The sequence below is a fragment of the Xylanibacter rarus genome (assembly GCF_001275135.1).
GTDB classification, from domain to species: Bacteria; Bacteroidota; Bacteroidia; order Bacteroidales; family Bacteroidaceae; genus Prevotella; species Prevotella rara.
On record NZ_LFQU01000012.1, the window covers coordinates 31,960 to 45,280 of the forward strand.

Sequence of the window (13,321 nt, forward strand, 5' to 3'; positions counted from 1 at the left end):
AACTTTGAATAAAATTTTTTAATATGTATTCAGTTGATGAATTAGAAGACAGACTTATTGATCTGTCTTTTGCCGAGGATATCGGTGATGGTGACCACACTACATTGTGTTGTATTCCGGAAAGTGCCATGGGTAAGTCACATTTGCTTATTAAGGAGGATGGTATTCTGGCAGGTGTGGAAGTGGCAAAAAGGGTATTTGCAAGATTTGATCCTTCTCTTGAGGTGCAAGTGCTTATCGAAGATGGCTCTCATGTAAAGAAGGGCGATATTGCAATGATTGTGTCTGGAAAGGTACGATCTTTGTTGCAAACAGAACGTCTCATGCTGAACATAATGCAAAGAATGAGCGGTATAGCAACAACCACAAATAAGTATGTTGAGTTGCTTAAAGGAACAAAAACACATGTCTTGGATACAAGAAAAACAACTCCTGGTATGCGTATGCTCGAAAAGCAGGCTGTGAAGATAGGTGGAGGAGTGAATCACCGTATAGGATTGTTTGACATGATTCTTCTGAAGGATAATCACGTAGATTTTGCCGGTGGAATAAATAACGCAATAGACAGATGTCATGATTATTTGAAAGCAAATTCGCTTGATTTAAAAATTGAGATAGAAGTACGTAATTTTGACGAATTGCAGCAAGTGCTTGATCATGGCGGTATAGACAGAATCATGTTGGATAATTTTTCTGTAGATGATACGCGTAAAGCTGTTAAAATGATAAATGGAAAATATGAGACGGAATCAAGTGGAGGTATTACTTTTGATACGATAAGGAGTTATGCTGAATGCGGTGTCGATTTCGTTTCTGTCGGGGCATTGACCCATTCTGTTAAGTGTCTTGATATGAGCTTTAAAGCTTGTTAATAGATTAATTATATTTACATACTGATAAACGTTCTCTTTTGACCCTAATAGTGCATTCTATAGAACGTCTTTCAGTATGTAAATATGTTTATAATTTGTTTTTAAACTTTGTTTTTAGAAAATGTTTAGTTTGTTTTCATCTTTGATTCTTGCTGCAATTACGAGTTTTAGTTCTCCCGTGAATTATCCAATTTCATTGGCCGGCAACTTTGGTGAGCCGCGTCCAAATCATTTTCATGGTGGAATAGACATCAGGACAGAGCAGGTTGAAGGCAAACCGATATTTTCTGTAGCTGATGGTTATGTTAGTAGAATAACTGTTGGGCTTGATGGCTTTGGGTATGCAGTTTATGTGAACCATCCTGGTGGTAAGACAAGTGTATATTGTCATTTAAAAAAGTTTATACCGCAGCTTGGTGCTATTGTGCAGAAATGGCAATATCTAAACCAAAGCTATTTTGTTGATGTGAGATTAAAGCCTACAGACTTTCCTGTTGCCAGAGGACAACTTATTGCTGTTAGCGGAAATTCCGGAGCAAGTCGTGCTCCGCATTTGCATCTTGAATTTCATGATACAAAAACATGGAGTTATCTTGATCCATTGCAGTACTTGAAAGAGTATGTCGTAGATAAGACAAGGCCTATTGCACATGCGTTTATGGCTTATCCTATTGAAGGTAAAGGTGTCTTTTGCGGATCGGTCCAAAAGCAGTCTTATGGTTTTGCATCTTCTTCGTTGTCGCGTGTATTTACAGCTTGGGGAGAGGTCGGATTTGGTATATGGGCGAATGATTACATGGAAGGGAGTTATGGAATACTTGGAATCAGGAATACCCGGTTAACCGTTGATGGAAAATTGGTTTTTGAGAGTGACATAGACAGCATACCGGTTCGTTGTAATAGGATGGTTAACTCTTGGGGGGATTATGATCACTATTGCCGGACGCATGTATGGTATATGAAGTCGTTTAAGGAACCGGGAAATAGCTTGCCGATACTTCATGCTTTGAATAATAGTGGAATAATAAATATTGATCAGGAGCGTGATTATAAATTTGTTTATACAATATCTGATGTTTTTGGTAATTCTTATGATTATTCTTTTGTTGTAAAAGGTGTAAAACAGCAGATTCCCAAAAAGAGAAAACCGGATTTGATAAATTTGATGAGTTATGAAAGATTTAATCATCTGCAACGTCCGGGGGTAAGCTTGTTACTTCCAAAAGGGACCTTGCCTGATAATGTTGAATTGCACCCTAATGTAAAGTTTCAACCAGAATCATTATCAGACTCATGGCGATTCTATAATAAATCATATCCTATCTTTGGATGGGCAACAATAAAGATTAAATTGAATAAACCTGTTAAAGATACGGATAAGTTATACGTCGTAAGTCATTTTGGCATAGATAAATACATGGGTGGAACTTATAAGGATGGCTGGGTCATAACTAAGATAAGAGAATTAGGTGCTGAGTATGAAATCTGTTACGATGATGTTCCGCCTCATGTGTCGGTATCTGGAACTTCAGGTAATATACGTGTTCAAGCATCAGACTCTGGTAGTGGATTAAAATATATTAAGGGATTTGTAGATGGTAAGTTTGTTCTTTTAGAGTACAAAGAAAAAATAATATATATGTATGTAATTTGAAGAATGCTCCTGTCTTACGTACAGGAGGCATGCATATGCTTAAAATTATTGCTGCAGATAAACTTGATAACCAAAGAATCATAATGGAAAATTTTAAGTATTAATAATTATATCGCTTATGAAAAGGATAGTTTTAGTAGTTTTTTTGTTAGTTAGTTATTTTAGCTCTTGGGCTTGTACCAATTTTATTGTAGGCAAGAAAGCTAGTGCTGATGGATCGGTGATATGTTCATATAACGCTGATGACTATGGATTGTTCATCGGCTTGTGTCATTATCCTGCCGGGAAACACGAGAAGGGTTCTGTACGTAAAATTTATGATTGGGATACAAATGTTTATCACGGACAGATACCCGAAGCAGAGGTAACCTATAATGTTATTGGAAACATTAATGAATATCAAGTTTCGATAGGTGAAACGACTTTTGGTGGAAGAGAGGAACTTGTTGATACAACAGGTATTTTAGATTATGGCTCTCTGATATATATAGCTTTACAGCGTTCAAAAACCGCACGAGAAGCAATAAAAGTTATGACTACATTAACCGATAAATATGGATATTGTTCTGGCGGAGAAACTTTTACAATATGTGATCCAAACGAAGCCTGGATAATGGAGATGATAGGAAAGGGACCTGGACGCAAGGGGACTGTATGGGTTGCTGTTAGAATTCCTGATGATGCTATATGTGCTCATGCAAATCAGAGCCGTATTCGTACATTTAATCAAAAGGATAAAAAGAATGTGATGTTTTCAAAAGATTGCATAACATTTGCAAGAGAAAAAGGATGGTTTAGTGGTAAAGATGCAGATTTTAGTTTTTGTGAAGCTTATGCTTATCCTGATTTTTCTGGAAGACGGTTCTGCGAGGCTCGTGTGTGGAGCTTTTTTAACCACTTCTCGACAGATATGGAACGTTATTTGCCTTATGCAGAAGGAAAAGTTAAAGATGCCGAACCGATGCCTTTGTGGATAAAGCCTAATCGCAAGGTTAGTGTTCAAGATATACAGGAATGCATGAGAGATCATTATGAAGGAACTCCGTTCTCTTTAGATAAAGACCCGGGTCAAGGTGTATGGAATATGCCTTATAGACCAACGCCTCTAACCTATAAAGTTGATGGTAAGGAATATTTTAATGAACGTCCGACGTCAACACAACAAACAGCATTTTCTTATGTTGCTCAATTAAGATCATGGCTTCCAAGACAAATCGGTGGTGTGCTTTGGTTTGGCAATGATGATGGTAATATGGTTGCTTATACACCAATATATTGTGGAAATACTTCACAGCCAGAGTGTTATAATACTAAAGGTGCGGATGCTGTTACATTCAGCATGAAGAATGCTTTTTGGGTTTGTAACTGGGTTAGTAATATGGTATATCCACGTTATTCATTAATGTTTGGTTCTCTAAAGTCTGTGAGAGATTCTTTAGAAACCAGTTATTTTTCGGCTCAAGCAGAAATAGAGCGCAAGGCAATGGTTTTGTATGATGAGAATCCTTCTTTAGCTATTGATTTTTTGACAGATTATAGTATCGATAAAGCTCAACAGATGATTGACAGATGGAGACAGCTAGGGACTTATCTTATTGTGAAATATAATGATATGGCAATAAAGCCAGATGAAGATGGCAGATTCATTAGAACTGAAACAGGACTTGGTGCTACAGTTGAACGTCCGGGATTTCCTGAAAATGTTGCTAGGGAGATTGTGAAAAGTTCAGGTGACAGATATGCCGTACCAGAAGAATAGTGCGTAAAAGTTGAATAAATTTTTATCAAGTGGGTCCCAATACCTGAATAGTTTTACTATTTTGTGGTATTGGGATTTTTATTGTTGCATGACATTACAATATGCCTTTTTGTATAGGTTAAAAACTAGTTAAACACGAATATTTTTTATCGTCATATTTTTGGCTTTTAATATTATTTCGTAAATTTGTAGCTGATTAATATTGTTTTTATGGCATTTGTTTTAGTCTCAATATTATTGATAGGCTATATGCTTATCGCTACAGGATATGTCACTAATGTTAACCGAGCTGCTATTGCAATGTTTATCGGTACATTAGGGTGGGTGTTGTATATATGCTATGGAACTGATTTCGTTATGAGTCAGCATCAACAAGCTTATTATGATTTCCTTGGGGGCGCAACGTCTTCCAGTACAGCTGTAAAACAATATATAGCTCAAAACATATTTCTAAAATATGTGGGGAAAGGTGCAGAGATAGTACTTTTCTTATTTGCGACAATGTCAATTGTTGAGATTTTGAATAATAATGGATGTTTCGATTTCTTATCAGAGTTATTAAAAACGCGTAATAGCCATAAACTTTTATGGATGATGGCTATAATCACATTTGTTATTTCTGCAAATCTTGACAATTTAACAACAACAACAATGATGCTTGTTATCATGCATAAATTGTTGCCTAATCGTAGGCAGCGCATGATTTATGGCAGCGCAATTGTGCTGGCTGCCAATTGTGGTGGCGCATTAACTGTTATTGGGGATCCGAATGGTTTGATTCTGTGGAATAATGGTATTGTTACTGCAACAAATTTCTCTGCATCGTTGGCTTTACCTTGCTTGGCTGCTTGTGTCATACCGATTTATTGGCTCGGTAGAAGTTTGCCTGAGCATATAGACTTACAATATGTTGCAATGCCTTATAGAGGAGATGATACAAATCTTAATCGTTGGCAGCGTATATTGATGCTTATTGTAGGAATAGGCGGATTGTGGTTTATACCTACTTTCCATAACATTACTAAATTAAGTCCTTTTCTAGGTGCTTTGTGTGTGTTATCTGTGTTATGGATTGTAAATGAAATATTTAACCACAAGCTAATGAACGCCGATCAGATGATACAACGTCCTGTGCCAAGGGTCCTTCAGTATGGTGTTATTCAGCTTATGCTTTTTGTAATGGGAATAATGCTTGCTGTAGGAGCTATATACGAAACTGGAATAACGTCCAATTTGACACAATTTATTGATACCAATATTCATAATGTATGGGTAATGGGCGTAATCACTGGGGTAATCAGTTGTTTCTTGGATACATTTGCTACATGTATGAGTATAATATCTCTTTACTCTGTGGGTGATATTGCTAATTTGGCATTTTCGTCAGATCCGAATTATATGTCTTCATTCGTTCAGAACGGAATATTTTGGAAAATAATTGCTTATTCCTCAGCAATGGGTGGAAATATATTGCTTATAGGTTCTGTAAGCGGATTGGCATTGATGAAAATGGAACATATACATATTGGATGGTATTTTAAAAAAGTCGGTGTAGTTGCTATGGCTGCTTGGCTGCTTGGTCTGTTTATTATGTGGATTTTGAGTTAATTCTTAAATGATATAGATATGGCTAAAATTAAAACAATAGGTGTATTGACTTCCGGCGGAGACGCTCCAGGAATGAATGCGGCAATTCGTGCTGTAACGCGTGCCGGTATATGCAAGGGATTTAAGGTAAAAGGAATTTATCGTGGATATGATGGTCTTATTAATAATGAGATTGTTGATTTTACAACAGAGAATGTCAGTGGTATAATAATGTCTGGAGGAACCATTTTGAAAACTGCACGATGTGACGAATTCAAAACTCCAGAAGGACGTAAAAAGGCATATGACAATTTGTTGAAAAACGAAATAGATGCGCTTGTCGTTATAGGCGGAAATGGCTCGTTGTCCGGAGCAATGGTCTTTGCACAGGAATATGATGTATGTTGCATAGGATTACCGGGAACTATTGACAATGATTTGTATGGTACTGATTCAACAATTGGCTATGATACGACTCTAAATACAATTGTTGAATGTGTAGACAGAATAAGGGATACTGCCCAAAGTCATGAACGAATTTTTTTCATTGAAGTAATGGGACGTGATGCAGGATTCTTGGCTCAGAATAGTGCTATTGCTTCAGGTGCTGAGGCCGCAATAATACCAGAGGACTCAACGGATGTTGACCAATTGGCGAGGTTTATGGAACGAGGTATAAGAAAAGTAAAAAAGCTGTATTGTAATCGTTTCAGAGAGCCCCAAATGTGGAGCCTTGTATTATGCTGACAGAGTTCGGAATGAATTCCCTAATTACGATGTTAGAGTTTCAATACTTGGACATTTGCAGCGTGGGGGACGTCCGTCCGCTCATGACCGCATTCTTGCCAGTAGAACTGGGGTGGGGGCAATAGATGCTATCATTCAAGGTCAGCGTAATGTTATGATAGGCGTAAGAAATAATGAGGTCGTTTATGTCCCATTGAGTGAGGCTATAAGGTCAGATAAACCTTTTGATAAAAAATTAATTACAGTCTTAGATGAGTTGAGCATATAATAGTCTGACGTATAAGTTGTAAAAATGTCTTTATATTATGTCAATTGAACTTATTATAAAAAGTTTTTGTTCTTTTCTTTGTAAGTTATAAAACAATTGATTAATTTTGCGTTTAGAAAAATACATGAAAAATAAAAAATAAAGTAAATCTATATGGAACAAATAAAAGGGCATATTTCTCAGATTGTGGGTCCTGTTATTGATGTCTATTTCGATACAAGTGGCTTAGATCCGGAAAAAGTGTTGCCCAAAATTCATGATGCGTTGACAATTTCACGCGAAGATGGACGTGAACTTGTTATTGAAGTTCAGCAGCATATCGGTGAAGATACTGTTAGATGTGTTGCAATGGATAATACTGACGGTCTTAAAAGAGGATTGGAAGTAGTTTCAACAGGTCATCCAATATTGATGCCTGCAGGAGAACAGATAAAAGGACGAATGATGAATGTTATAGGCCAGCCTATAGATGGTATGAAAACTTTGGATATGAAAGGCGCATACCCTATTCATCGTGAAGCTCCTACTTTTGAGGAGTTGTCAACGCATAAAGAAATGCTTGCAACTGGTATAAAAGTTATTGATTTGCTTGAGCCTTATATGAAAGGTGGAAAAATTGGACTTTTTGGTGGAGCCGGTGTCGGTAAAACTGTCTTAATTATGGAGCTTATCAATAACATTGCAAAAGGTCATAATGGATATTCGGTGTTTGCTGGCGTTGGTGAGCGTACGCGTGAGGGTAATGACCTTATTCGTGATATGCTTGAGTCTGGCGTAATTCGATATGGTGAGAAGTTTAAAAAAGCAATGGAAGAAGGCAAGTGGGACCTGTCGTTAGTAGATCCTGAAGAATTGAAGAAGTCTCAAGCAACATTGGTTTATGGACAGATGAATGAACCACCTGGAGCACGTGCTTCTGTTGCCTTGTCTGGCTTAACTGTTGCAGAGGAATTCCGCGATCATGGCGGAAAGAATGGTGAAGCGGCAGACATTATGTTCTTTATTGATAATATCTTCAGGTTTACTCAGGCTGGTTCAGAGGTGTCTGCTCTTCTTGGCCGTATGCCTTCTGCCGTAGGTTATCAGCCGACATTGGCAAGTGAAATGGGTACAATGCAGGAAAGAATTACTTCAACCAAAAATGGTAGTATTACTTCTGTACAGGCTGTTTATGTTCCTGCCGATGACTTGACTGACCCTGCACCAGCAACAACTTTTACTCATCTTGATGCTACTACAGAACTTAGTAGAAAGATTGCTGAGCTTGGAATTTATCCTGCAGTTGATCCTTTAGGTAGTACTTCGAGAATATTGGATCCGCTAATTGTTGGTAAGGAACATTACGAATGCGCACAGAGAGTGAAGGAAATCTTACAGCATTATAAAGAACTGCAAGATATTATTGCAATCCTTGGTATGGATGAACTTTCAGATGAGGATAAATTGACTGTTAATAGAGCTCGTCGTGTGCAGCGCTTCTTGTCGCAGCCTTTCACCGTTGCTGAGCAATTTACAGGTCTGCCAGGTGTGATGGTGCCAATTGAGGAGACAATTAAGGGCTTTAATGCTATATTGGATGGTGAAGTTGATGATTTACCAGAACAGGCATTCCTTAATGTTGGAACTATTGATGACGCTATTGCAAAAGGAAAGAAACTTCTTGATATTGCTAAAGGTAATTAACAAATCTGATAGGCATGAGTTTAAGATTGAAAATAGTATCACCTGAAAAAGTTGAATTTGAGGGATTGGTTGATAGCGTATTGGTACCTGGAACAAAAGGTGCTTTTGAAATATTGAATAATCATGCTCCAATTATTTCTTCACTTCAAACAGGAAAGGTTGAGTATGCTGTAAATGGTGTGCGAAATCAGATTCAAATTACTGGCGGTTTTGTAGAAGTTCAAAAGAATGTTGTCAGCCTTTGTGTTGAGATAGCTTAAGTTATGGATATGAATAAAAAAGTAGACATAACAAGTAAAAGATATTTTAAATATAGTCTATGGCTTATTGCGGCACTTACATTATTGTGTAGTGCTGCGATAAGTATGAATGTGTTAAAATATTCTATTGTTAATGCATTGGCTATAAGCGCATTATATACGGTATTCATAAATTCCATATATGTGGTATTTTGGAGAAAGATGGCTAAAACATCTCCTAATGTTATGACAAAATTTTATCTGGCAGCTTCTGCTTTGCGTCTTGTATCAGCCGCATTTGTAGTAACGGCTTATTGCTTAATATGTCATGATAAAAACTCTATACGTGATTTTGCGCTGCTTTTTATGGGCTTTTATATTGTAATGCTTGTTTTTGACAGTGTATTCTTTGCTCATGTAGAAAAAAGTTATACTCTTAAAGATTGACAGATGAGACAGATCAGACAAATACTATGCTTGTTCATGCTAGTATTCATAATAGCACCTATAAGTGCGTCAGAGCATACAGATGATAAAAAAGGGCTTGATTTGCAAGGCGTTTTGTTTGGGCATATTAAGGATGCGTATGAATGGCATATCACTGATATTAATGGTCATCCTATTGTAATAAATCTTCCTGTTATAGTGAAGAGTTCTACTGGATGGCATGTGTTTAGCAGTGCCGAATTTTCTGAAGAGAAGGATGCTGCTGGAAATCGTCCTGGACCGTATGGTCTATATATTTCCGGTAGTCAAGATAATGAGAATAAAATATGTGAAGTGATATCTGGTAAAGAAGTTCGTCCATTTGATATTTCTATAACCAAAACGGTTGTGGTTTTATTTATCAATTCCATACTTCTCCTAATTTGTATCTTAATTCCTGCAAGATGGTGTAAAAAACATCGTCCTGAAGATCCTGCGCCTAAAGGTTTTACAGGTTTGATGACAATGTTTATTATGTATATCTATGATGATATTATTAAGGCAACTTTGGGTAAAAATACAGATAGATTTGCACCATATTTATTAACGTGCTTTTTCTTTATCTTTTTGTCAAATATTATGGGGGTTGTGCCATTCCCGCCCGGAGGTGGAAATCTAACAGGTAATATCACTATAACATTTTTCTTGGCTTTGTGTACGTTCCTTATAACAAACTTTACAGGAACGAAAGCTTATTGGAAAGAGATTTTTTGGCCGGATGTGCCTACGTGGTTAAAGGTGCCTGTTCCACTTATGCCTTTCATAGAGTTCTTTAGTATTTTTACTAAACCTTTGGCTCTTATGATTCGACTATTTGCTAATATGATGGCAGGGCATGCAATAGCATTGTCATTGACGTGCCTGATTTTTATAATGTTTGGAATTAATGCAGTGGCAGGTGCATCAATGACTGTTGTGAGTGTTCTTATGAGTGTTTTCATGATGTTGCTGGAATTACTCGTATGTTTCATTCAGGCGTTAGTTTTCACTATGTTAAGCGCTGTGTTTATATCATTGTCTCAGGTTAAAGAGCATGCAGCAGAATAAATATGTTTTTTGATTAAAATAAAATAAATAACTTTAAAAAATTACGATTATGATTTCATTATTATTAGCAGCAGATGCTGTAGCAAAGTTAGGTGCCGCAATTGGTGGTAGTATAGCTGCAATTGGTGCAGGTATTGGTATTGGAAAAATTGGTGGTCAAGCAATGGATGCAATGGCAAGACAGCCGGAAAAAATAGGCGATTTGCGTTCTTCTATGATTATTGCGGCCGCTCTTGTTGAGGGTGTTGCTTTCTTTGCTGTTATTATTGCATTGTTGGCACTTTTCGTGTAAATTTTAGATTAAAGAAATAGAAATCTTAACAGCTTATGTCATTAATAACACCTGATTTTGGCTTGTTATTTTGGATGACGATTGTGTTTCTGATTGTACTTGGCATTGTAAGCAAGTTTGGCTTTAAAGTTATTGTCAAGATGGTCAATGATCGTAAAGATTATATAGACAGCAGTCTTCAGAAGGCACATGAGGCAAACAAAAAATTAGCTAATATCAAAGTTGAAAGCGATGCTCTTTTACAGGAAGCACGCGAGCGTCAGGCTGCAATATTAAAAGAGGCTGCCGCAACGCGCGATGCTATCGTTGAAAAGGCACAGGACAAAGCTCATGAGGAAAGTAACCGATTGCTTACAGAAGCGAAGGTTGAAATTGAGAATCAAAGACAGGCTGCCGTTAGCGATATCCGTAAACAAGTTGCAACGCTGAGTGTTGAAATTGCTGAGAAAGTATTGAGAGAAAAGCTTGGTGATGAAAAAACACAGATGGATTTGATTGAACGTATGCTGGATGAAATTTCTTTGTCTAATAAAAATAGTTAATATGGATTTCGGATTAATATCGGTTAGATATGCCCGTGCCTTGTTAAAGGCAAGCTTAGAGGCAAAATTGGAGGATAAGGTATATGCAGAAATGCAGACTTTATCTGCCAGTTATATAAAAGTTCCTGATTTTAGGTTTACGATAGATAATCCCATGTTTTCAAAGAAGCGTAAAAAAGATTTATTTATTATTGCTTTAGGCGGAGATCCTTGTAAACTTACACAAGTCTTTATTGATTTGGTTTTGAAGGAAGAGCGCGAAAACATGATGCAGTTCATTGCAAATTCATATATTACATTATATAGGAAAAACAAGAATTTAATCCGTGCTAAACTTTTGACTGCTACAGCCGTATCTCCTTCTACGGAGCAACGGCTTAGGCAGTTGGTTGAAAGTAAGACAAATGGGAATGTTGAATTTGAGACGGAGATTAAACCTGAAATTCTTGGTGGTTTCATAATAGAATATGATACTTATAGAATGGATGTTAGTGTAAAGTCTCAATTAAATTCTATTTTGTCACAGCTTAAGTAATAAAATTAATTGTAATATGTCTGATAAAATTAAACCAAGCGAAGTATCTCAAGTTCTTTTGGAACAACTGAAAGGGATTAATGATAGCGCAAAGTTTGATGAAGTAGGTTCTGTCCTTCAGGTAAGCGATGGCGTAGCACGTATCTATGGTCTTCGAAATGCTGAGGCTAATGAACTTCTTGAATTTGAAAATGGGACTATGGCTATTGTCATGAACCTTGAAGAGGACAACGTTGGTTGTGTGCTACTTGGCTCAACTTCCGAGATAAAGGAAGGAATGTTGGTAAAGCGTACAAAACGTATTGCCAGCATCAGGGTGAATGATAATATGCTGGGAAGAGTCATAAATCCATTGGGGCAGGCTATAGATGGTAAAGGTGACATTGATTTGACGAATTCGTTTGAAATGCCATTGGATAGAAAAGCTCCTGGTGTTATCTATCGTCAGCCTGTAAAAGAACCTTTACAAACTGGTTTGAAAGCCGTGGATTCTATGATTCCAATTGGTAGAGGTCAGCGTGAGCTTATTATTGGAGACCGACAAACAGGTAAAACAGCAATTGCTGTAGATACTATTATAAATCAAAAAAGTTTTTACGATGCTGGTAAACCTGTTTATTGTATATATGTAGCTATTGGTCAGAAAGCCTCAACTGTTGCGGCATTAGTATCTACATTGAAGGAGCATGGAGCAATGCCATACACGATTGTTGTTGCAGCTACAGCAGCGGATCCTGCTGCTATGCAATATTATGCACCTTTTGCAGGAGCTGCAATAGGTGAATATTTTAGAGATCGCGGTTATTCGGCCTTGGTCGTATATGATGATTTGTCTAAGCAAGCTGTTGCATATCGTGAGGTTTCACTTATTTTGCGTCGTCCTTCTGGTCGTGAAGCTTATCCTGGAGATGTGTTCTATTTGCATAGTCGTTTGTTGGAGCGTGCAGCACGAATAAATGACCAGCAAGAGGTTGCAGAGAATATGAATGATTTGCCTGAGTGTATGAAAGGGCATGTTAAAGGTGGTGGTTCGCTTACTGCTTTGCCTATAATTGAAACTCAGGCAGGAGACGTATCGGCGTATATTCCAACTAACGTTATCTCTATTACTGATGGACAGATTTATCTTGAGACTGACTTGTTCAATCAGGGATTTAGGCCTGCAATTAATGTTGGTATTTCTGTAAGTCGTGTAGGAGGTTCTGCGCAGATAAAAAGTATGAAGAAGGTTGCGGGAACATTGAAAATAGATCAAGCACAGTATAGAGAGTTGGAATCTTTTTCAAAGTTTTCAAGTGATATGGATGCTGTAACGGCTATGACACTTGATAGAGGTCGTAAGAATAATCAACTTTTGATACAGCCACAATATAGTCCAATGCCTGTTGGTGAGCAAGTTGCAATACTCTATTGTGGTACACATGGTCTAATGCATGATGTTCCTGTTGAGAAGGTGCGTGAATGCCAAGATGCCTTTTTGGATAAGATGCGTTCTTCACATGAAGATGTTGTTGATGCGTTATCTAAAGGAAAAATTGATGATCAAATAACCCAAACTATTGAGGCTGTAATGGCTGATATTGCAGGGCAATATAAAAAATAGTTGATTT

The 13,321-nt window shown here is 37.2% G+C and carries 12 protein-coding genes and 1 pseudogene; all 13 read left to right on the plus strand.

Annotated elements, in window-relative coordinates; genetic code table 11:
• Positions 1 to 23 precede the first annotated feature (23 nt).
• The 13 genes and pseudogenes from nadC to atpA all read left to right on the plus strand — a co-directional run bounded on the left by nadC (position 24) and on the right by atpA (position 13,314).
• Positions 24 to 872: a carboxylating nicotinate-nucleotide diphosphorylase gene (nadC, locus tag ACU52_RS07465; protein ID WP_021854284.1), complete on the plus strand. Its 849-nt coding sequence runs from the start codon at positions 24 to 26 to the stop codon at positions 870 to 872.
• A 121-nt stretch (positions 873 to 993) separates the two neighbouring features.
• Complete coding sequence (locus tag ACU52_RS07470; protein ID WP_147630810.1) at positions 994 to 2,526, plus strand: M23 family metallopeptidase; 1,533 nt, start codon at positions 994 to 996, stop codon at positions 2,524 to 2,526.
• Positions 2,527 to 2,644: 118 nt separating this feature from the next.
• The gene (locus tag ACU52_RS07475; RefSeq protein WP_053398336.1) at positions 2,645 to 4,285 is read left to right on the plus strand and encodes a dipeptidase; all 1,641 of its coding nucleotides are present in this window, start codon (positions 2,645 to 2,647) and stop codon (positions 4,283 to 4,285) included.
• Positions 4,286 to 4,495: 210 nt separating this feature from the next.
• Complete coding sequence (locus ACU52_RS07480) at positions 4,496 to 5,893, plus strand: SLC13 family permease (RefSeq protein ID WP_021854287.1); 1,398 nt, start codon at positions 4,496 to 4,498, stop codon at positions 5,891 to 5,893.
• A gap of 18 nt (positions 5,894 to 5,911) precedes the next feature.
• A pseudogene (gene pfkA, locus ACU52_RS07485) lies at positions 5,912 to 6,887 on the plus strand (6-phosphofructokinase).
• 153 nt (positions 6,888 to 7,040) lie between these two features.
• On the plus strand, positions 7,041 to 8,570 hold the full coding sequence (atpD, locus tag ACU52_RS07490; protein ID WP_053398337.1) for a F0F1 ATP synthase subunit beta: 1,530 nt from the start codon (positions 7,041 to 7,043) through the stop codon (positions 8,568 to 8,570).
• A 14-nt stretch (positions 8,571 to 8,584) separates the two neighbouring features.
• Positions 8,585 to 8,830 carry an ATP synthase F1 subunit epsilon gene (atpC, locus tag ACU52_RS07495; protein WP_021854290.1) on the plus strand — a complete coding sequence of 82 codons (246 nt, stop codon included), beginning with the start codon at positions 8,585 to 8,587 and terminating at the stop codon, positions 8,828 to 8,830.
• 9 nt (positions 8,831 to 8,839) lie between these two features.
• Positions 8,840 to 9,256: a hypothetical protein gene (locus tag ACU52_RS07500; protein WP_147630811.1), complete on the plus strand. Its 417-nt coding sequence runs from the start codon at positions 8,840 to 8,842 to the stop codon at positions 9,254 to 9,256.
• A 3-nt stretch (positions 9,257 to 9,259) separates the two neighbouring features.
• A complete protein-coding gene (atpB, locus tag ACU52_RS07505) occupies positions 9,260 to 10,342 on the plus strand; it encodes a F0F1 ATP synthase subunit A (protein WP_053398339.1) in 1,083 nt (360 codons plus the stop codon).
• 49 nt (positions 10,343 to 10,391) lie between these two features.
• A complete protein-coding gene (gene atpE / locus ACU52_RS07510; protein WP_053398340.1) occupies positions 10,392 to 10,634 on the plus strand; it encodes an ATP synthase F0 subunit C in 243 nt (80 codons plus the stop codon).
• Positions 10,635 to 10,669: 35 nt separating this feature from the next.
• A complete protein-coding gene (gene atpF / locus ACU52_RS07515) occupies positions 10,670 to 11,176 on the plus strand; it encodes a F0F1 ATP synthase subunit B (RefSeq protein WP_053398341.1) in 507 nt (168 codons plus the stop codon).
• A 1-nt stretch (position 11,177) separates the two neighbouring features.
• Positions 11,178 to 11,711 carry a F0F1 ATP synthase subunit delta gene (locus tag ACU52_RS07520; RefSeq protein WP_021854295.1) on the plus strand — a complete coding sequence of 178 codons (534 nt, stop codon included), beginning with the start codon at positions 11,178 to 11,180 and terminating at the stop codon, positions 11,709 to 11,711.
• 16 nt (positions 11,712 to 11,727) lie between these two features.
• A complete protein-coding gene (gene atpA, locus ACU52_RS07525; protein ID WP_053398342.1) occupies positions 11,728 to 13,314 on the plus strand; it encodes a F0F1 ATP synthase subunit alpha in 1,587 nt (528 codons plus the stop codon).
• The last annotated feature ends 7 nt before the right edge of the window (positions 13,315 to 13,321 follow it).